The 18,417-nt window shown below is 70.8% G+C and carries 17 protein-coding genes and 1 tRNA gene; 8 read left to right on the top strand and 10 right to left on the bottom strand.

All coding sequences use genetic code 11. From position 1 onward, the window contains the following. Positions 1 to 53: 53 nt before the first annotated feature. From ACFOYY_RS31715 to pgsA, 4 genes are read right to left on the bottom strand one after another with little or no spacing between them, the layout of a single operon-like run. On the bottom strand, positions 54 to 593 hold the full coding sequence (locus ACFOYY_RS31715; RefSeq protein ID WP_362775848.1) for a hypothetical protein: 540 nt from the start codon (positions 591 to 593) through the stop codon (positions 54 to 56). Continuing rightward, positions 590 to 1,717, bottom strand: a complete 1,128-nt coding sequence (locus ACFOYY_RS31710; RefSeq protein ID WP_352011670.1) for a glycosyltransferase family 4 protein — start codon at positions 1,715 to 1,717, stop codon at positions 590 to 592. The genes ACFOYY_RS31715 and ACFOYY_RS31710 overlap by 4 nt, the downstream gene beginning before the upstream one ends. Before the next feature lie 49 nt (positions 1,718 to 1,766). Next, positions 1,767 to 2,681, bottom strand: a complete 915-nt coding sequence (locus ACFOYY_RS31705; protein ID WP_386194732.1) for a phosphatidylinositol mannoside acyltransferase — start codon at positions 2,679 to 2,681, stop codon at positions 1,767 to 1,769. 12 nt (positions 2,682 to 2,693) lie between these two features. Continuing rightward, entirely contained in the window at positions 2,694 to 3,311 is a 618-nt protein-coding gene (pgsA, locus tag ACFOYY_RS31700; protein WP_352011668.1) for a phosphatidylinositol phosphate synthase, read from the bottom strand. A 199-nt stretch (positions 3,312 to 3,510) separates the two neighbouring features. Here pgsA and ACFOYY_RS31695 point away from each other — a divergent pair, with 199 nt between their 5' ends. The 3 genes from ACFOYY_RS31695 to ACFOYY_RS31685 all read left to right on the top strand — a co-directional run bounded on the left by ACFOYY_RS31695 (position 3,511) and on the right by ACFOYY_RS31685 (position 9,655). Then, positions 3,511 to 5,643 carry an elongation factor G-like protein EF-G2 gene (locus tag ACFOYY_RS31695; protein ID WP_386194730.1) on the top strand — a complete coding sequence of 711 codons (2,133 nt, stop codon included), beginning with the start codon at positions 3,511 to 3,513 and terminating at the stop codon, positions 5,641 to 5,643. Between the two features lie 125 nt (positions 5,644 to 5,768). Further along, positions 5,769 to 7,406 (top strand): glycoside hydrolase family 10 protein, encoded by a 1,638-nt coding sequence (locus tag ACFOYY_RS31690; RefSeq protein WP_386194728.1) that lies wholly within the window; start codon positions 5,769 to 5,771, stop codon positions 7,404 to 7,406. 104 nt (positions 7,407 to 7,510) lie between these two features. Continuing rightward, complete coding sequence (locus tag ACFOYY_RS31685) at positions 7,511 to 9,655, top strand: hypothetical protein (protein ID WP_386194726.1); 2,145 nt, start codon at positions 7,511 to 7,513, stop codon at positions 9,653 to 9,655. On the opposite strand, the gene ACFOYY_RS31680 is transcribed toward ACFOYY_RS31685, so the two are convergent. Further along, a complete protein-coding gene (locus tag ACFOYY_RS31680; protein WP_352011664.1) occupies positions 9,598 to 10,152 on the bottom strand; it encodes an HIT family protein in 555 nt (184 codons plus the stop codon). The two genes, ACFOYY_RS31685 and ACFOYY_RS31680, sit on opposite strands and share 58 nt — an antisense overlap. Positions 10,153 to 10,277: 125 nt before the next feature. Here ACFOYY_RS31680 and ACFOYY_RS31675 point away from each other — a divergent pair, with 125 nt between their 5' ends. After that, positions 10,278 to 10,811, top strand: a complete 534-nt coding sequence (locus ACFOYY_RS31675; RefSeq protein ID WP_352011663.1) for an Asp23/Gls24 family envelope stress response protein — start codon at positions 10,278 to 10,280, stop codon at positions 10,809 to 10,811. 56 nt (positions 10,812 to 10,867) lie between these two features. On the opposite strand, the gene thrS is transcribed toward ACFOYY_RS31675, so the two are convergent. Both thrS and ACFOYY_RS31665 read right to left on the bottom strand, forming a co-directional pair. After that, positions 10,868 to 12,835, bottom strand: coding sequence for a threonine--tRNA ligase (gene thrS / locus ACFOYY_RS31670; RefSeq protein ID WP_352011662.1), 1,968 nt, complete (start codon positions 12,833 to 12,835; stop codon positions 10,868 to 10,870). Positions 12,836 to 12,893: 58 nt separating this feature from the next. Continuing rightward, complete coding sequence (locus ACFOYY_RS31665; RefSeq protein WP_386194723.1) at positions 12,894 to 13,532, bottom strand: glycoside hydrolase family 25 protein; 639 nt, start codon at positions 13,530 to 13,532, stop codon at positions 12,894 to 12,896. A 93-nt stretch (positions 13,533 to 13,625) separates the two neighbouring features. Between ACFOYY_RS31665 and dapD the strand changes: the two genes are divergently transcribed. Then, positions 13,626 to 14,603 (top strand): 2,3,4,5-tetrahydropyridine-2,6-dicarboxylate N-succinyltransferase, encoded by a 978-nt coding sequence (gene dapD / locus ACFOYY_RS31660; RefSeq protein ID WP_352011660.1) that lies wholly within the window; start codon positions 13,626 to 13,628, stop codon positions 14,601 to 14,603. A 118-nt stretch (positions 14,604 to 14,721) separates the two neighbouring features. Next, positions 14,722 to 15,318: a hypothetical protein gene (locus tag ACFOYY_RS31655; protein WP_352011659.1), complete on the top strand. Its 597-nt coding sequence runs from the start codon at positions 14,722 to 14,724 to the stop codon at positions 15,316 to 15,318. Positions 15,319 to 15,344: 26 nt separating this feature from the next. Here ACFOYY_RS31655 and ACFOYY_RS31650 read toward each other — a convergent pair whose 3' ends face one another. Together ACFOYY_RS31650 and ACFOYY_RS31645 are read right to left on the bottom strand one after the other, a co-directional pair. Then, positions 15,345 to 16,241 carry a TIGR03564 family F420-dependent LLM class oxidoreductase gene (locus ACFOYY_RS31650; protein WP_386194721.1) on the bottom strand — a complete coding sequence of 299 codons (897 nt, stop codon included), beginning with the start codon at positions 16,239 to 16,241 and terminating at the stop codon, positions 15,345 to 15,347. Between the two features lie 79 nt (positions 16,242 to 16,320). Continuing rightward, the gene (locus ACFOYY_RS31645) at positions 16,321 to 16,944 is read right to left on the bottom strand and encodes a DUF4232 domain-containing protein (protein WP_352011657.1); all 624 of its coding nucleotides are present in this window, start codon (positions 16,942 to 16,944) and stop codon (positions 16,321 to 16,323) included. Between the two features lie 88 nt (positions 16,945 to 17,032). Here ACFOYY_RS31645 and ACFOYY_RS31640 point away from each other — a divergent pair, with 88 nt between their 5' ends. Continuing rightward, positions 17,033 to 17,476 (top strand): helix-turn-helix domain-containing protein, encoded by a 444-nt coding sequence (locus ACFOYY_RS31640; RefSeq protein ID WP_386194718.1) that lies wholly within the window; start codon positions 17,033 to 17,035, stop codon positions 17,474 to 17,476. Here the strand turns inward: ACFOYY_RS31640 and ACFOYY_RS31635 are convergent. Continuing rightward, positions 17,450 to 17,521 (bottom strand) — tRNA-Val (locus ACFOYY_RS31635). The genes ACFOYY_RS31640 and ACFOYY_RS31635 overlap by 27 nt on opposite strands. A gap of 461 nt (positions 17,522 to 17,982) precedes the next feature. Between ACFOYY_RS31635 and ACFOYY_RS31630 the strand changes: the two genes are divergently transcribed. Beyond that, positions 17,983 to 18,399 carry an SsgA family sporulation/cell division regulator gene (locus ACFOYY_RS31630; RefSeq protein ID WP_089210725.1) on the top strand — a complete coding sequence of 139 codons (417 nt, stop codon included), beginning with the start codon at positions 17,983 to 17,985 and terminating at the stop codon, positions 18,397 to 18,399. Positions 18,400 to 18,417: the final 18 nt, after the last annotated feature.

The following is an 18,417-nucleotide window of genomic DNA, read 5'->3' as shown; positions in this document are numbered from 1 at the left end:
CGCCCAAGAGCTTACCTGTGCCCGACTTGCCGGATATCCGAGTTCCGCGTGTCCTATTCGATGGCGAGCGCCTTCGGAGGGGTGTCGTCGATCTCGAAGAAGGAGGGATATTCGGTGTGTCCGGCCAGCCTGAGGGTCCTGGCCAGCCATCGGCGCTGGGCGGTGCGCGTCACGCCGACCGCGTTGTTGTAGAAGCGGCGGGAGTAGATCACCTTGGCCACCGCGGCGCCGAGTTCGTCGAGCAGCTCGCCCCCCTCCGGGACGTCGGCCAGGCGCTCACGGAAGCGCTCCTGGTCCACCACCGCCCGCAACGCGCGTGACAGGTCGCTCTCTGCGTGCTCGCGTTCCTCGGGCCCCGCCGTACGGGCCTCGTGCGCCGCGGTGGCCAGCACCAGGCTGGTGGCCGGGTCGAGCAGCCGGGAGGCGGCCAGTTCGAGCGCCACGGCGGCCCGCCGTACCAGGGCGGCGTCCAGCGACTCCCTGGCCAGCTCAAGGCGGATGTGCAGGCGGTCGAGACGCCCGGCCCGCCAGGAGACGTAGACGGCGGTGAGCAGCACGATCGCGCCCACCACCAGGATCAGGGTGGTCGTCACCGGTTGTCGTCCTCCTCGACTCCCGCGGTGCTGGCGACGGTCTCGTAGACCCGCAGGACGTCGCGGGCGACCGTCGACCAGTCGTACTTCCACACGGCCCGGCTCGCCTCGGCGGACAGTTCGGCCCTGCGCCCGGGGTCGTCGAGCAGCGCCGCGGCCTCACGGGCGAGCGAGGCGGCGTCCCCGGTCTCGAACAGCGCCCCCGCCCTGCCGTCGTCGAGCACCCTGCGGAAGGCCGGGATGTCGCTGGCCAGAATGGCGGCGCCTGCGGACATCGCCTCGGTCAGCACGATGCCGAAGCTCTCCCCTCCCAGGTTCGGCGCGCAGAACACGTCCACCGAGTGGTAGGCGCGCACCTTGTCCTCCTCGCTGACCATGCCGAGCAGGACGACACGGTCGCGGAAGGCGGCGGGAACCCTCGCCAGGGCCTCCTGTTCGTCTCCCGGACCGGCCACGAGCAGGCGCAGTCCCGGGCGGTGCGGGGCGAGCTCGGCGAAGGCGTCCAGCAGCACGGGCAGCCCCTTGCGCGGCTCGTCCATCCGCCCGAGGAAGCCGATCACCTCGCCCTCGTCCCAGCCGGGCAACGGCTCGGCGTGCGTGTAGCGGCCGACCGCGACCCCGTTGGGGATGAGCACCGCGTCGCCGCCGACGAACTCGACCAGGGTCTTCCTGGCGGCGTCGGAGACCGCGATCCGGCCGCTGATCTTCTCCAGCGCGCTCATGAGCACCGGCGTCGTGACCGACAGCGAGCGGTAGCGCTCGTGCGAGGTGTGGAAGGTGGCCACGATCGGCCCCTTGGCAACCCAGCAGGCCAGCAGCCCGACGGAGGGTACGGCGGGCTCGTGCACGTGCAGCACGTCGAAGCGGCCCTCACGCACCCAGCGCCGCACCCGGTTGGCCGACAGGAAGCCGAACGACAATCTCGCGACCGAGCCGTTGAAGGGCACGGGGACCGCCCTGCCGACCGAGGTCACGTAGGCGGGCAGGGGGGCGTTCTCCGAGGCCGGGGCGATGACCGAGACCTGGTGGCCCTCCTCGATGAGGGCCTCGGCCAGGTCGCGGACGTGCGCCTGCACCCCGCCGGGCACGTCCCAGGTGTAGGGACAGACGATGCCGATCCTCACCTCCGGCCCACCCCTCGCGCGCCGTACCGGCCGTGTTCCGCGAAGGCGTTCATGTGCGGGGCTCCAGATCCTCCAGCCAGAGCCGCTGGAGCATGTGCCAGTCCTGCGGGTGCTCCGCGATGCCCTTGGCGAAGACGTCGGCCAGGGCCTGGGTGAGGATGGCGACCTTCTCCGCGCGGGTGCCCTCCTGCGGGACGGCGATCTCGTCGTGGAACTGCAGGCCCCAGTCGTCTCCCTCGAACCACAGGGTCGTCGGGACCAGCGCCGCCCCCGTGTGCACGGCCAGCAGGGCGGGCCCGGCGGGCATGCGCGTGGCCGAGCCGAAGAAGCCGACCTCGATCCCCTTGGCCGTGAGGTCCCGCTCCGCGGGCAGCGCGACCGCGCCCCCCGCCCTCAGCCGCTGCGACAGGGTGCCGAAGGTGTGCCCGTCCCCGCCGGTGAGCGGCAGCACCTCCATCCCCAGCCCCTTCCTGAAGGCGGTGTAGCGCAGGAACAGCGACTCCGGCCGCAGCCGTTCGGCGACGGTGGTGAACGGGTGCCCCGTCGCGCGGAACCAGGCGCCCGCCATGTCCCAGTTGCCCATGTGCGGCAGCGCCATGACGACCCCCCGGCCCGCGGCGAGGTTGTCGTGGACCCGCTGGACACCGACGGCGTGCATGCGGGAGAGGATCTCCGCCTTCGGCATGGAGGGCAGGCGGAAGACCTCGTGGAAGTAGCGGAAGTAGGAGCGCATGCCCGCACGGCTCAGCTCGCGGATCGCCGGGTCGTCCTTCGACGTGCCCTTGACCCGGGCGAGGTTGGCCTCAAGACGGAGGACGGAGGCGCCGCGACGCCTCCACAACCGGTCGGCGGCCGTCCTGAACGCCCAGGCCGTGAGGCGTTCCGGCAGGTGGGGGACGATCGCCCAGCCCGCGCCGAACCCCGCGGCGACGAGACGATCCTGGGGAGATGGCTTGCCTGTCATCGCTTTTTCCGATCAGCGGAGGGGGCGTGACGCCGAGGAGGAGGCCTGGCGGTAGACGTGCAGGAGACGCTGGACGACCGTGACCGCGCTTCCCACGGCCAGCAGCCAGAGCCCCCCAGACAGCACGTACGGCACGCCGAGCCCGCCGATCCCTGCGGCGACCAGGCCGACGACCAGCCGTTCCGGCCGTTCGACGAGACCGACGTCGCACGTCATGCCCAATCCCTCGGCCCTGGCCTTGACGTAGGACACCACGGCCCCGGCGACCAGGCAGAACAGGGCGACCATCGCCAGCGTCCGCTGTCCGTCCAGCATGAGCCAGATCACCAGCCCCGAGAAGATCCCGGCGTCGCCGACCCGGTCGAGGGTGGAGTCGAGGAAGGCGCCCCAGAGGCTTCCCGGGCCCGACATCCTGGCCATGACCCCGTCGAGCAGATCGGCCAGCACGAAAATAGTGATCACGACACTGCCGGGGAACAACTGCCCACGGGGATAGAAGAAGAGAGCCGCGGCCACGGTGCCGATTGTGCCGACCGCGGTGACCATGTTGGGGCTGATCCCCCGGCGGGCGAGCGCCCTGCCCAGGGGGGTCAGGATTCGGGTCACGGCGGGGCGCAGAAGTTTCAGCATCGCGCTCCGATCGTAGGCCACACAACCTGTGAGCGCGCATCCAACGCTCCGCGACCGGATCACCTCGGCCCTCTTGTGATATTCGCCACACGGGTATTTGGTGAACACACCGCGTCCTTGCGGTGTACGGACGCGGCGGCGGACCCCGGGGTGTGGCCGCACGCGGCCGCGCTCCTTCGGCAACGACGCAGGAGGCGACGTGGCAGAGAAGGCAACCGGCGGGACAGCGGGAGCCGCGGGTAGGGCGCCCGCGGCCGACCGGCCGGACATGATTCGCAATGTCGTACTGGTCGGCCATTCCGGCTCGGGCAAGACGACCCTCGTGGAGACGCTGCTGGCCGCGACGCGGACCGTGCAGCGCGCGGGCCGGGTCGAGGACGGCGGCACGGTCAGCGACTTCGACGAGGTCGAGGTGCGCCAGCAGCGCTCGGTCAACCTGACCCTGGCCCCGCTGGTCCACAACGGCGTCAAGGTCAACCTGCTGGACACCCCCGGTTACGCCGACTTCGTGGGTGACCTGCGGGCCGGGCTGCGCGCGGCGGACGCGGCGCTCTTCGTCGTCTCCGCCTCCGAGGGGATCGACGGCCTCACCCGGATCCTCTGGGAGGAGTGCACGGCCGTCGGGATGCCCCGCGCCGTGGTGATCACGAAGCTCGACCACCAGCGGGCCGAGTTCGACGAGGTGCTGACCGCCTGCCAGGACGCCTTCGGCGACGGCGTGGCACCGCTGTACCTTCCGGTCGCCGAGGGGGGCGAGCTGAGGGGCCTGGTCGGGCTGCTGACCCAGACCTTCCACGACTACACCGGCGGCAGGCGCACCGAGGGCGTCCCCGACGCCTCACAGCGGGACAGGATCGACTTCTACCGCGCCTCCCTGATCGAGGGGATCATCCAGGAGAGCGAGGACGAGTCCCTGATGGACCGTTACCTCTCGGGTGAGGAGATCGGCACCGAGACCCTCATCGGCGACCTGGAGAAGGCGGTGGCCCGCGGGGGCTTCTATCCGGTGCTCGCCACCGGGGCGGGGGTCGGCGCCTTCGAGATCCTCGAACTCGTCACCCAGGGCTTCCCCTCCCCGCTTGAGCACCCGCTGCCCGAGATCACCACGATCGACGGCAAACCGGTCACCGATGTCACCTGTGACCCGGAGGGACCTCTCGTCGCCGAGGTCGTCAAGACCACCAGCGACCCCTATGTCGGCCGCATCAGCCTGGTCAGGGTGTTCTCCGGCACGCTGCGCCCCGACATGACCGTGCACGTCTCCGGCCACGGGCTGGCCGAGCGGGGGCACGAGGACCACGACGTGGACGAACGCATCGGCGCGCTCTCCTGCCCCCTGGGCAAGACCCAGCGCACGGTCGCCGCATGCGTGGCGGGCGACATCGCCGCGGTGGCGAAGCTGTCGCGCGCCGAGACCGGCGACACCCTGTCCGACAAGGAGCGGCCACTGCTGATGACCGCCTGGAGCATGCCCGACCCGCTGCTGCCCGTGGCGATCCAGGCGAAGTCGAAGGCCGACGACGACAAGCTCGGGCAGGCCCTGCAGCGCCTGGTCGCCGAGGACCCCACGCTCAGGCTGGAGAACAACCCGGAGACCAGGCAGCTGGTGCTGTGGTGCATGGGCGAGGCCCACGCGGACGTCCTGCTCGACCGGCTGAGCAGGCGCCACGGCGTCGAGGTCGAGAAGATCGGGCTGCGGGTGCCGCTCAGGGAGACCTTCGGCGGCAGCTGCCAGGCGCTGGGCCGCAACGTCAAGCAGACCGGCGGGCACGGCCAGTACGCCATCTGCCATCTGGAGATCGAGCCGCTGCCCTCCGGCGGGGGCTTCGAGTTCGTCGACAAGATCGTCGGCGGTGTGGTCCCGCGTCAGTTCATCCCCTCCGTCGAGAAGGGGGTGCGCACCCAGATGCAACGCGGCGTGCTGGCCGGCTACCCGCTGGTCGACGTGCGGGTGACGCTGTACGACGGCAAGGCCCACTCGGTCGACTCCTCGGACATGGCCTTCCAGATCGCCGGGGCGCTGGCGCTGAAGGAGGCCGCCGCCAAGGTTCCCACGCTGCTGCTCGAACCGGTCGACGAGGTCACCGTGCTGGTTCCCGACGACCACGTCGGCTCGGTGATGTCGGACCTGTCCTCCCGCAGGGGACGCGTCCTGGGCACCGAGCCGGTCGGCACCGGCCGCACGCTCGTCCGCGCCGAGGTGCCCGAGCTTGAGATCACCCGTTACGCGATCGACCTGCGGTCCATGTCGCACGGCACGGGGACGTTCCACCGTGTCTTCCTGCGCTACGAGCCGCTGCCCGCCCACCTGGCGGACAAGGTCGCGAGCTGATCCGAGGGAGGCGTGGGCGCCGCCGCCCACGCCTCCCAAGGATTGACTACATAACAGTAGCGTCACGGAATGATTTCTTTTTTCAGGGCCAAAGTACCCCGGTCCCGATGACAGACTGATGAACCATGCGAACCGGACGTCCTTTGCTCGCCGCAACCGCCCTCGCTGTCCTCACGACCGGCGCGGCCTACACCTTCGGCCCGGACGCCCCTCCGGCGAAGCCGGCCAAGCACTCCAAGGCCTCCAAGACCACCAAGGCCGCCGAGTCCGCCACACAGACCGGGACCGAACCGGCTTCGGGCACACCGGCGGCGGACAGCGTGACGGCCGCCTGCGAGACGGACGCGAGATACCCCAAGCGGGAGATGCGCGGCATCTGGATCGCGACGGTGAAGAACATCGACTGGCCCTCCCGCACCGGGCTCTCGCCCGCCAGGCAGCGCGCCGAGTACGTCAAGATCCTCGACCAGGCGGTCAAACGCCGCTTCAACGCGGTGTTCTTCCAGGTCCGCCCGGCCTCGGACGCGCTGTACAAGTCGTCTCTTGAGCCCTGGTCGGAGTATCTGACCGGCACGGCGGGCAAGGACCCCGGCTGGGACCCGCTGCCGTTCCTGATCGCCGAGGCCCACCGGCGCGGGCTTGAGTTCCACGCCTGGTTCAACCCCTACCGTGCCGCGTTCGAGGGGGGCGCGGAGGGGCTTCCCGCGGGCCACCCCGCCCGTGAGCACCCGGAGTGGATCGTCAAGCACGAGGGCAAGATCTACTACAACCCCGGCCTGCCCGCGGTCCGCGACCACGTCACCGCGGTCGTCAAGGACGTGGCCCAGCGCTACGACGTGGACGGCGTCCACTTCGACGACTACTTCTACCCCTATCCCGGCGCGGGCGCGCCGTTCGGCGACGACGCGGCCTTCAGGAAGTACGGCAAGGGCGCCAAGCGGGCCGACTGGCGGCGTTCCAACGTCAACGCGCTGATCTCCCAGGTCGACACGGCGGTTCACCAGGTGAAGCCGTACCTCAAGTTCGGCGTGAGCCCCTTCGGGATCTGGCGCAACAAGGCGCAGGACCCGACGGGCTCGGCCACCGGCGGCATGTCCGCCTACGACTCCATCTACGCCGACGCCCGCCACTGGATCAAGAAGGGCACGGTCGACTACGTCATCCCGCAGCTGTACTGGCCGCGCGGCTTCAAGGCGGCCGACTACGACGTGCTGGTGCCGTGGTGGGCCGCCCAGGTCAAGGGCACCGACGTCGACCTGTACATCGGGCAGGGCCTCTACCGGGTCGGGGCGACCGACACCCCGGCCTGGACCAAGGCGGGTGAGCTGGCCTCCCACCTGGCGGTGAACCGCAAGTACAAGGAGGTCAACGGCGACGTCTACTTCAGCGCCAAGCAGCTCCTGACCAACCCGCTCGGCGCGCTCGACCGGGTCGTGGCCAAGTACTACACCCGCCCCGCGCTGCTGCCCCTGATCAAGGGTCTCGGCGGCAGGGCCCCGGCCACGCCCGCGGACCTGAGGGTCCAGGACGGCACGATCAGCTGGAACCCCTCCCCCGACGCCCGCTCCTACGCCGTCTACCGGGTCGCCTCCGGTGAGGCCGGGGCGTGCGCGACCGCGGACGCCCGCAACCTTCTCGCCGTGGTGCCCGCCTCGGACCAGGCGCGGCAGAGTTTCACCGCGCGCGGGAGCGGGACCTACCTCGTCACCGCGCTCGACCGCCTGCAGAACGAGAGCCCAACTGCCAAGATCGTCCTACCTTGACCCGGTTGATACCGGTGATTCTCTCCTTCCGGTAGACCTCGGACGGGCTCTTCCCCTACCTTCCCGTACGGTGCCGACACTCGGCTGAGTCAGGGAGGTCTCCGGTGAGGCGAACGCTTGCCGTGTTCGCGCTGGTCCTGGGAGTGCTGTGGCCTGGGGCCGCGCACGCGGCGGCGCAACCGGCGGTCCGGGTCACGGCCCATGCGGACGGTCCCGCGCGGGTGGTGCTGATCGGGATCCCCGGTCTGCTGTGGAGCGACCTGACCCCCGAGGGCACGCCGAACCTGTGGGCCCTGGCGGGCCGGAGCGCGACCGGGTCGCTCTCGGTCCGCACGGTCGGCCGCGTGACCTGCCCCTACGACGGCTGGCTCACGGTCTCCGCCGGGATCAGGTCCGCCGTCGGGTACGGCTGCGGCCTGCCGCCCGAGCCCACCCCCGAGGGACAGGGCGCCGTCATCCCCGGCTACGACTACCTGTACCGGGTCGCGGGGCAGCGCGGCACCGGCACGCTCGGCGACGCCGTGCACGCAGCGGGCGGCTGCACGCTCGCGGTGGGGCCCGGGGCGGCCCTCGCCCTGGCCGACCGGTCGGGGCGGGTCGACCGCTACGCCGCCTCCCCGGAACGGCTGACCCCCGGCGCGTTCGACGCGTGCCGGGTGGCCGCGGTCGACGTCGACGACCTGATCCGGCCCTACGTGACCGGCGGGCGGTTGCCCGAGGCCGAGGACGCCCTCACCCCGGAGCGGCGGGCGCAGGCCCTGCGGCTGGCGGACGCCAAGACGGGGGCGGCGCTGAACGCCCTCCCGCAGGACGCCGTCGTGCTGCTGGCGGGTCTGGGAGACCACGGGGGCGTCCCGCACCTGCGGGTGGCCATGATGCGCGCTCAGGACGCCTCGGGCCGTTTCCTCGGGGCGCCCTCGACCCACCGTGAGGACGTCTCCATCGTGCCCGACATCACGGCCACGATGCTCGGGGTCACGGGCGTGGCCGTACCGCCCTCGGTGATCGGGGTGCCCTGGCGGGTGGCGGCGAGCCGTACGGGCGGGGTCGAGGGGGCCAAGGCCGAACTGGTCGACGACGACGGGGCCGGCCAGGCGATCAGGGACATGGGCGGGATCTTCTTCACCTCGGTGGCCGCGCTGCAGGTGCTGTTCTACGTCGTCGCCTTCCTGCTGATGCGCCGCAGGCGCGGGCTCGGCGGGGTCAGGGTGGCCGCGGTCACGCTGGCGTGCCTGCCGGTCTCGACCTACCTGGTCAACCTTCTCGCCTGGGAGCACACGGGGACGCCGCTGGCCGCCGTGGTCGGCGGGATCGTCGTGATCACCCTGCTGCTGGCCGTGACCGCGCTGGCGGGCCCGTGGCGCCGTTCCCCGCTCGGGCCGCTGGTGTTCGTCACGGGCGTCACCGCGGCGGTCATCGCCGGTGACCTGGTGACCGGGACGAACCTGCAGTTCAACAGCGTCATGGGCTACACCGCCGTGGTCGGCGCCCGTTACTCGGGTCTGGGCAACATCCCGTTCGCGCTGTTCGCCACCTCGGTTCTGCTGGTGGTGACCTCGATCGCCCACCGGCTGGTGAGCGTGGGGCGTAAGAACGCGGCGGTCGGGATCGTGGCGACGCTGGGAGGAGTCGCGATGATCCTGGGCGGCTTCCCCGGGATCGGCAGTGACTTCGGCGGGGTGATCGCCTTCGTGCCCGGCATCGCCGTGACGGCGCTGCTGATCGCGGGCAGGCGGGTCTCGATCGTCAAGCTGGGCGCGTTCTGCGTGGCGGGCGGTGTCATCGTGATGACCATCGCCTATCTCGACCACCTGCGCCCGCCCGGCTCCCAGACCCACCTGGGCCGTTTCGTCGGCCAGATCTTCACCGGCGAGGCCTTCGAGGTGGTCAGCCGCAAGCTCGGCGCGATGCTGGGCACGCTGCTCAACCCGAACCTGATGCCGATCGTGATCGCCGCGTTCGCCTTCCTGGTCTACGCGCTGCTGCGGCCGGACGCGGCCAGCGCGGGGGTGCTGCCCGCGGCCTTCGAGTACTCCCCCACGCTGCGCGCCGGTCTGATCGGCACCCTGGTCAGCGGGGTCGTCGGCACCCTGGTCAACGACTCCGGCGCCGCCGTGCTGTCCATGGCCCTGGCGCTGGCCGTACCGCTGGTGCTCTCGGTCGGGGTCAGGGCCCTCGGCGAGAGGGGGTCCTACGCGGAGGCGGGCCAGGAGCCCGCGAGCAGTTCCCTGGTGTCGCGCAGCAGCTGAGGCAGCACCTTGGTGTGACCGACGACCGGCATGAAGTTGGTGTCCCCGCCCCAGCGGGGCACCACGTGCTGGTGCAGGTGGGCGGCGATGCCCGCTCCGGCGACGTCGCCGAGGTTCATGCCCACGTTGAAGCCCTGCGCGCCGCTGGCCTTGCGCAGGGCGGTGAGCGCCCGTTTGGTGAAGTCGGCCAGCTCGGCGGTCTCCACCTCGTCGAGGTCGGCGTAGTCGGCCACGTGCCGGTAGGGGCAGACCATCAGGTGGCCGGAGTTGTACGGGTAGAGGTTGAGCAGGGCGAAGACCGCGGTTCCCCTGGCGACGATCAGGCCGTCCTCGTCGCTCAGTTCGGGGATCTCGCAGAAGGGACAGCCGTCGCCGGGGCCGGAGCCCGCCGGCTTGTTCTCCCCCTTGATGTAGGCCATCCGGTGCGGAGTCCACAGTCGCTGGAAGTTGTCAGGGACCCCAGCCCCCGCCTGCTCGATCGGCTCGCTCTCCTGCATGCATTGCAGCATAGGCCCACCGGTTTCGGGCGTCCCCAGCCGGTGCCGCCTGTATATGCGGACAAAGCGGCCTATTTTCCGGCAGAATCCTCGCGAGCATGACCACCGAAAGCCGAGGAGTACCCATGACCGACGTCTCCGTCGAAGAGATCACCGAGGAGACCGACTCTCCCGCTGAGGCTCCGGCCGCCCGCCCGTTCCCGCTGAACCTCTCGGCTTCCCTCGCCACCGCTCCCGCGGTCTCCGAGAACCCGGGAACCGCCGGGGCCGCCGCGGTGGTGAAGGGCCGCATCAGGGTGGCCGACGAGGTGGTCGAGAAGGTGGCCGCCCTCGCGACCCTGGAGGTCGCCGGTGTCGTGGGGCTCGGCGAGGACCCCTCCGGCGTGCTTGAGGCGATCGGCGAGCGGGTGGCCCCCGGAGCCAGGAGGAGCGGGCGGGGTGTGAGCGCCCACGTCCAGGACCGCACGGTCGCGATCGACGTCTCGATCGTCGCGGAGTACGGCCACGTCGTGATGGACGTGGCCAACGAGGTCAAGAACAACGTGGCCCGCACGGTCAGCCGGATGCTGGGCATGCGGGTCGTCGAGGTCAACGTGGGCGTCGAGGACGTCCGCCTGCCCGGCGAGCCCGTCACCGGCCGTTCCGCCGAGGACGTCTGACCCGGTGAGCGGCCCGTGCTCCGCGTCGGAGGCACGGGCCGCGCCGGAGGCGGGGATCAGACCTGGACGCGCCGCTCGATCGCGTCGACGATCTCGTCGATCGCCTGGGCGACGGGGACGCCGTTCTTCTGCTCGCCGTTGCGGAACCTGAAGGAGACCGCGTCGTTGGCGATGTCCTCGTCACCGGCCAGGAGCATGAACGGCACCTTGGCCTTCTGCGCGTTGCGGATCTTCTTCTGCATGCGGTCGCCGGAGGCGTCGACCTCGATCCTGACGCCCCGCTCGCGGGCCTTCTTGGCCAGGTCCTGAAGGTAGGGGACGTGGGCGTCGCCGATCGGGATGCCGACGACCTGCACGGGGGCGAGCCAGGGAGGGAAGGCGCCCGCGTAGTGCTCGACCAGGACGCCGAAGAAGCGCTCGATCGAGCCGAACAGCGCCCGGTGGATCATGATGGGCTGCTGGCGCGTGCCGTCCGACGACTGGTACTCCAGCTCGAAGAGCTTCGGCAGGTTGAAGTCGAGCTGGATGGTCGACATCTGCCAGCTGCGCCCGATGGCGTCGCGCGCCTGCACGGAGATCTTCGGCCCGTAGAAGGCGGCCCCGCCGGGGTCGAGGACGAGGTCGAGGTTCTCCGACTCGGCGACCTCGCGCAGTGTCGCGGTCGCCTCCTCCCAGTCCTCGTCCGAGCCGACGAACTTCTCCGGGTCCTTGGTGGACAGCTCAAGGTAGAAGTCGTCGAGGCCGTAGTCACGCAGCAGGTCGAGGACGAACCTCAGCAGCGACTTCAGCTCGTCGCGCATCTGGTCGCGGGTGCAGTAGATGTGCGCGTCGTCCTGGGTCAGGCCGCGCACCCGGGTCAGGCCGTGGACCACGCCCGACTTCTCGTAGCGGTAGACGGTGCCGAACTCGAACAGCCGCAGCGGCAGCTCACGGTAGGAACGCCCGCGCGACCTGAAGATCAGGTTGTGCATCGGGCAGTTCATCGGCTTGAGGTAGTAACTGGCCCCCTCAAGCTCCATGGGCGGGAACATACCGTCGGCGTACCAGTCGAGGTGACCGGAGATCTCGTAGAGGTGGCCCTTGGTGATGTGCGGGGTGTTGACGAAGGAGTAGTCCGCCTCCTCGTGCCTGCGCCGCGAGTAGTCCTCGAGCACCCTGCGGATCACGCCGCCCTTGGGGTGGAAGACCGGCAGTCCCGAGCCGAGCTCCTCGGGGAAGGAGAACAGGTCGAGTTCGGCGCCCAGCTTGCGGTGGTCGCGCTTCTCGGCCTCCTCCAGCATGTGGAGGTACTCGTCCTGCCGCTCCCTGGACTCCCACGCGGTGCCGTAGATGCGCTGCAGCTGCGGGTTCTTCTCGCTGCCCCGCCAGTAGGCGCCGCCGGTGCGCATCAGCTTGAACGCCGGGATGGAACGGGTGCTGGGCACGTGCGGGCCCCGGCACAGGTCCTTCCAGCACAGCTCGCCGGACTTGGGGTCGAGGTTGTCGTAGATGGTCAGCTCGGCGCCGCCCACCTCGACGCTCTCCTCGGCGTCACCGCCGCCCTTGAGCCCGATCAGCTCCAGCTTGTACGGCTCGGCCGCCAGCTCCGCGCGCGCCTCCTCGTCGGAGACCCTCCTGCGGGAGAAGAGCTGCCCCTGCTTGACGATCTCCCGCATGCGCTTCTCGATGCGCTTGAGGTCGTCGGGGGTGAAGGGGTCCTTGACGTCGAAGTCGTAGTAGAAGCCGTTCTCGACCGGCGGGCCGATGCCGAGCCTGGCCTCGGGGAAGATCTCCTGCACCGCCTGGGCCATGACGTGGGCGGTCGAGTGGCGCACGATGGCCCGGCCGTCGGCGCTGGCCGCCTCGACGGGCTCGACCTGGTCGCCCTCGGACACCACGGCCGCGAGGTCCCTCAGCTCGCCGTTCACCCTGGCGGCGACCACCGAGCGGCCGTCCGCCCCGAGGGCGTCGCCGTACGTCGTGCCCCCCGCCACCACACGCTCGGCTCCGGCGAGGGTGATGCGCAGTTCTGACACGGCCGACACGGTTGCTCCTCGGTATGCGTGACGCTGGTTCTCGGGAAACCCGACTATGGATCCGATGCTACCGGTGTCCGCCACGCCTTTTTCCAGTGCGCCGCCGGGGCCGGTAGCCCAGCGAGGTGAGCTGCGCCCTGGTCCCCCGGAAGACGTTGCGGTCCAGCGGTTCGTGACAGTACTGGTGGATCGTCCATCTGTGCCACGGCTGCGGGATCTCCGGCCTGCCCGTCGGATGGTCGGGGGCGGCGATCCACAGCGGGTGGTCCTCAAGCCCGGCGCAGTTGCCCGCGTCGGCGAAGGCCAGAAAGGTGTAGATCACCGGCCTGACCCTCGCGCGGGCGGCGACGGCCTCGCACCAGGCGCGCGCGAAACGGGCCACCTTCCTGGGCGGCAGCCGGTCACCGGTCTCCAGGTCGAGGGCGACCAGGTCTCCGTGGCGCAGCCCGCCCGCCCGTTCGACCGTCCCGAGGAAGCGGCGCGCCTGGTCCTCCGGGTCGCCCGCGGGCCTGGCGAAGTGATAGGCGCCACAGACGATCCAGTTCTCCCGCATGCCGGTCCAGTTGCGCTCGAACCACCGGTCGGTGAAGGTGCTCCCCTCGGTGGCCTTGGCGAAGGCGAAGGACACGCCGTTGTCGGCGTGCCCGCCCCAGTCGACCGCCCCCTGCCAGTTCGACACGTCGATGCCGTGCAACATGGGCAACATGGCGGCCAGGCTATTGACGGAGAGGCTTGCGCACACGCCGGCCACACCCTCGCCGTACGGCCGTTGCACCCGCTTTGACTAGGCTTGGTCGGCGTGAACGCAGCAGCTCAGACCTCCGGCGCCCACGGCGTCGGCATCGCCACCATCGCCTCAGACGGCACCGTGCTCGACACCTGGTTCCCCGACCCGCGCCTGGGTGACCCCGCCTCGCCGGGCACCAGGCGGCTGACCGCCCAGGAGGCCGCCGAGGCCCTCGGCCCCGAGGTCACCGCGCTTCTCGGACCGGACGATGCCAGGGGAGTCGAGGTGGTCGCGGTCTTCACCGGGATCACCAAGCTGTCGGAGGCCCCCGCCGACACCCACGACGTCTACCTCCGTCTCCACCTGCTCTCCGCCCGGCTCGTCCAGCCGCACGGGCAGAACCTGGACGGCATCTTCGGCCTGCTCGCCAACGTGGTGTGGACCAGCCACGGCCCGTGCCCCGTCGAGGGCTTCGAGGCCGTACGGCTGCGCCTGCGCGCGCGTGGCCCGGTGACCGTCCACGGCGTGGACAAGTTCCCCCGGATGGCCGACTACGTGATGCCCTCCGGAGTGCGGATCGCCGACGCCGACCGGGTCCGCCTCGGCGCCCACCTGGCCGCGGGCACGACCGTGATGCACGAGGGGTTCGTCAACTTCAACGCGGGCACGCTCGGCACGTCCATGGTCGAGGGCCGCATCTCGGCGGGCGTGGTGGTCGGCGACGGCTCCGACGTCGGCGGCGGCGCCTCGATCATGGGCACCCTGTCCGGCGGCGGCAAGCAGGTCATCTCCATCGGGAGCCGCTGCCTGCTCGGCGCCAACAGCGGCGTGGGCATCTCGCTGGGCGACGACTGCGTCGTCGAGGCGGGCCTGTACGTCACGGCCGGGACGAAGGTCGTCCTGCCCGACGGGAAGGTCGCCAAGGCCGCCGAGCTCTCCGGCTCGCCGGGCCTGCTGTTCCGCCGTAACTCCACCTCCGGGGCCGTCGAGGTCGTGCCGCGCTCCGGCACGGGCATCGAGCTCAACAGCGCCCTGCACGCCAACGACTGACCTCACACGCCCACCGCGCTCCGGCGGCCTGCGGGATGTCACCCCGGGGCCGCCCGCCTGCCAAGGTTATCCCGGCGGACCTGGCACAGGCGGGGAGGACGGCATGGACGGTCGGGAGATGGCACGCGATGAGCCGGGGACGGCGGCGGCCCGGCTGGTCACCGGCGTCTTCGCCCCGCAGGTGCTGGTCATCGCGCTGCCCCCGGTCGTCGGGCTGCTGGCCGACGGCTGGCCGGGCGTCCTGTGGGGCCTGGGGACCTCGGCGCTGTGCGGCGGGGTCCCCGCCGGGGTGATCGCGGCCGGGGTCCGCTCGGGGCGGCTCGACTCCCACCATCTGGTCGACCGCGCGAGCCGGACGAAGCCGCTGCTGGTCGCCGTCTGCGCGGTGCTGGCCGCGCTGGTGCTGCTGGTCCTGCTGCGGGCGCCCACGCTGCTGGTCTCCACGGTGACCGCGATGCTGGCCGCCCTCGCGGTGACGGTCCCGGTCACGCTCAGGTGGAAGATCTCCTTCCACGCCGCCGTGTCCGCGGGGAGCGTCGTCGTGCTCTCCAGGGTGCTGCCCGCCGTACCGACACTGGCCGCGGGGGCGCTGGTCGTGGCCGTCGTCTGCTGGGCCAGGGTACGGCTGGGCCACCACACCCCGCCCCAGGTCGCCGTCGGGGCGCTGACCGGGCTCGGCACCGCGTGGGTGACGCTGACCGCGTTCGGCCTCTGACAGGAGGGCGGTCATGACGGCGGGCGTCACAGGAGGGTCTTGAGGAACTCCCGTGTCCTGCGGCCCTCGGCGAACACCGCGGCGGCGAAGTCGGTGACCCCGGCCTTGGCGAGCTCGCCGATCCTGGCGGAGACGCTCTCCTCGTCCCCGATGATCGCGACGTCCGCCGGGCCCGCGGCCCCCTCCCGGTCGAGGACCGCCCGGTAGGACGGCAGCTCACCGTAGAGCGCGAACAGCTCGGCGGCCTTCGCCCTCGCGGCCTCGGCGTCGTCGGTGACACAGACCGGCAGGACGCACACGATCCTGGGCGCGGGCCGTCCCGCCGCCCGCGCGGCCTCGGTCACGGCGGGCGCGATGTGCTCGGTCACGGTCTTGGGGCCGGTCATCCACAGCACGGTTCCGTCGGCCAGCTCTCCCGCCAGCTTGAGCATGCGTGGGGCCAGCGCGGCGACCAGCACGGGCAGGTTCCCGGCGCCGGGGGTGGTCAGCCCGATCCGCGCGGTGAGGGTCTCGCCCTCGAAGGCCACCTGCGCGCCGCGCAGTAGAGGCACCAGGACGGAGAGGTACTCCCGCATGTACCTGGCAGGCCGGTCGAAGCTGTAGCCGTACATGCCCTCGATGACGACCTTGTGCGACAGGCCGACGCCCAGGGCGAGCCTGCCGTCGAGGGCGGCGTTGACCGTGAGCGCCTGCTGGGCCAGAGCCGCCGGATGGCGCGGATAGGCGGGCACGACGGAGGTGCCCAGTTCGATCCCGGGCACCTGACCACCCGCGACGGCCAGCGCGGTCAGCGCGTCGAGGCCGAAGATGTTGGACAGCCAGGCGGAGGAGAAGCCGTCGTCGGCCGCCCTCTCGATCTGCCTGCGCAGGTTCACCAGTTCGCCGGGGCCCGCCGGCTCACCGAGTGACAGTCCGATCCGCACCACAGAACTCCGTTCTCGTGACTGCGGCCAGTTTAGGCACCTGTTGATCGTTTTTCGGAGAACGCGGCTCCCGGCGCGTTCACAGCCTGGAGCCGGAGACCATCGGGGTGACGTCGAGCCTGCCGTCGCCGCAGACCACACCGGCGAAGGGGATCTCCAGGTGCGCCACCTCGTCCGGCGGAATGATCATCAGGCGTGCCGCGGACGGGCACGAGGTCTCGCGCCCGCTCGGCACCGTGGTCCAGTGGAGTCTGGCGTGCGCCGAGGCCCCGGGGCGCAGTGTCACCCGGTGCGCCGGGACGTTCTCCCTGCGGACCCTGGTGCGCAGGGCGTCCCCCTTGGCGTCGAACATGACCAGGCCGACGAAGCCGTAGACCCAGCAGCTCTTCGCCGAGGTGTTGGTGAGCACCAGCGGCGCGTACCGCTGCCCCGCCCCCGCGTCCACCCGGCCGACGCCCGCCCTGAGCCCCTCGGTACGGCAGCGCCCGGCGGCCGCGGTGGACAGGCTCGCCCCCTCGAACACCGCCGTCCCGGTGCTCTGCTGTGTCCCCGTGCCCGCCGGGGGGCCGGTGGGCCGTGCCGGAACCGGTGCGGCGGCCGTCCCGGAGAGCGCGGGCGGGGCGCACGCGGTGACGGCGGCCAGCACCGCCGCCGTCACCAGGGAGGTCGCCGGGCCACGTCGTGTCCTGTTTCTCCATTCCATATCTTCTTGGACACACGGCGCCCGGGTTTTGTTGGCGTGCCTCGCCGGCCAGGCGTACCCCGTGGTCACGGCGGAACGCCGGATCGCCGTGACCACGGTATGGCTCGACGCCCGGCTCCCCGTCGACCAGCTGAGCAGGGCCGAGCACCGGGTCGCCGTGCTCGCCGCGCGTGGCGACACCGACCAGCAGGTCTCAAAGAAGCTCTACGTCACCACGAGCACGGTCGAACGGCGCCTCACGAAGACCTACCGCGAACTGGGCGCCGGAAGCCGCACCGATCCGTCCTTCGAACTGGAGTGCCTTCCCATGCCGAGCATGTCGTCCGGCGGGTACGGGCTCCCCGCAGGCCGGGAAGGAGGAGCCGTCGTCGACCATGACGGAGAGCGGGTCGTGATCCTCGCCTTCGGCGGAGGGGATCCTTCCAGGGTCTGCATCCGGGGCCGGACAGCAGCAGGCCCGGAGGTTCGGGTAAACCTCCGGGCCAATGTCTGCGTCTTACTCGCGTGGGCGATACTGGGATCGAACCAGTGACCTCTTCGGTGTGAACGAAGCGCTCTCCCGCTGAGCTAATCGCCCGCCCTGTCGGCGCCTGACGGTGCCGACGTGGAAAACCATACAGCAATCCGAGAGCACTGGCGAAGCGACGCGGGAGAGGAGACGATCTTGAAGGCGCGACACGGACGCGAACCAAAGGTCCGTGGATGCGTCCAGCAGGGGGCTACGGTGTCATAGCATCGTCCTGATCCGTAGAAGCACCGTACGACCCAGGCTCAACCTCTATGGCCCGAGACGCCCCGGCAGGGGGAGTCGACGGTGACCAAAACGATACGCAAAACCCTTGCAAATATGGCCCTGTTGGTGATGTTTAGCCAGGTAGAGACCCAAATGTCGCGCTGTGATGTGCGTTACAGAAGGGCCCGGAGGCGGAATCTTCCCTACAGGTTTCTTTGTTCCGCGTCATAGCTCGGGACGAAGAGTCCGCCAGAGCAGTGAAAGCCCCGCAGAGGGGACCGACGACGAAAAAGGTTTGGCTGACGATGAACAGCTCCACCGTCTCTGCCGAGCTGGGCCTTCGGCTTGTGGTCCCCGACCGTACCACCGTCCCCCTGCTCGCCGGACTCAGCTACACGGCCGATGATCCCTACGCGATCAGAATGGCCTTCCATGTGGGGAACGACGAACCGGTCGAGTGGATCTTCGCCCGTGAACTGCTGACCGTCGGCATCGTGCGACGGGTCGGCGACGGAGACGTCCAGGTGTGGCCCGCGCGCGCCGACGGCGAGCGGACACTGCACATCAGTCTCACCTCGCCCTTCGGGCAGGCTCTGTTCGAGGTGCCTCTCGCGCCTCTCACCGAGTTCCTGCACCGGACCTACGAGCTGGTCCCCGCAGGCCGTGAGACCGACTTCATGGATCTCGACGCCGAGCTCAGCAACATGCTCTGGAGCTCCTGAGGCTCCGTCCGGCGCCGC

Origin of the sequence: Streptosporangium jomthongense (genome assembly GCF_042650425.1) — a bacterium.
GTDB lineage: Bacteria > Actinomycetota > Actinomycetes > Streptosporangiales > Streptosporangiaceae > Streptosporangium.
Note: the sequence above shows the minus strand (reverse complement) of the source record. Positions and strands in the feature narration are given on the sequence as shown.

Bases quoted from the DNA above. Each gene is read 5' to 3' on its own strand.
- pgsA (WP_352011668.1), bottom strand. From the start codon at position 3,311: ATGCTGAAACTTCTGCGCCCCGCCGTGACCCGAATCCTGACCCCCCTG.
- ACFOYY_RS31630 (WP_089210725.1), top strand. From the start codon at position 17,983: ATGAACAGCTCCACCGTCTCTGCCGAGCTGGGCCTTCGGCTTGTGGTC.
- ACFOYY_RS31655 (WP_352011659.1), top strand. From the start codon at position 14,722: ATGGCACGCGATGAGCCGGGGACGGCGGCGGCCCGGCTGGTCACCGGC.
- ACFOYY_RS31675 (WP_352011663.1), top strand. From the start codon at position 10,278: ATGACCGACGTCTCCGTCGAAGAGATCACCGAGGAGACCGACTCTCCC.
- ACFOYY_RS31645 (WP_352011657.1), bottom strand. From the start codon at position 16,944: ATGGAATGGAGAAACAGGACACGACGTGGCCCGGCGACCTCCCTGGTG.
- ACFOYY_RS31680 (WP_352011664.1), bottom strand. From the start codon at position 10,152: ATGCAGGAGAGCGAGCCGATCGAGCAGGCGGGGGCTGGGGTCCCTGAC.
- ACFOYY_RS31705 (WP_386194732.1), bottom strand. From the start codon at position 2,681: ATGACAGGCAAGCCATCTCCCCAGGATCGTCTCGTCGCCGCGGGGTTC.
- ACFOYY_RS31690 (WP_386194728.1), top strand. From the start codon at position 5,769: ATGCGAACCGGACGTCCTTTGCTCGCCGCAACCGCCCTCGCTGTCCTC.
- ACFOYY_RS31665 (WP_386194723.1), bottom strand. From the start codon at position 13,532: ATGTTGCCCATGTTGCACGGCATCGACGTGTCGAACTGGCAGGGGGCG.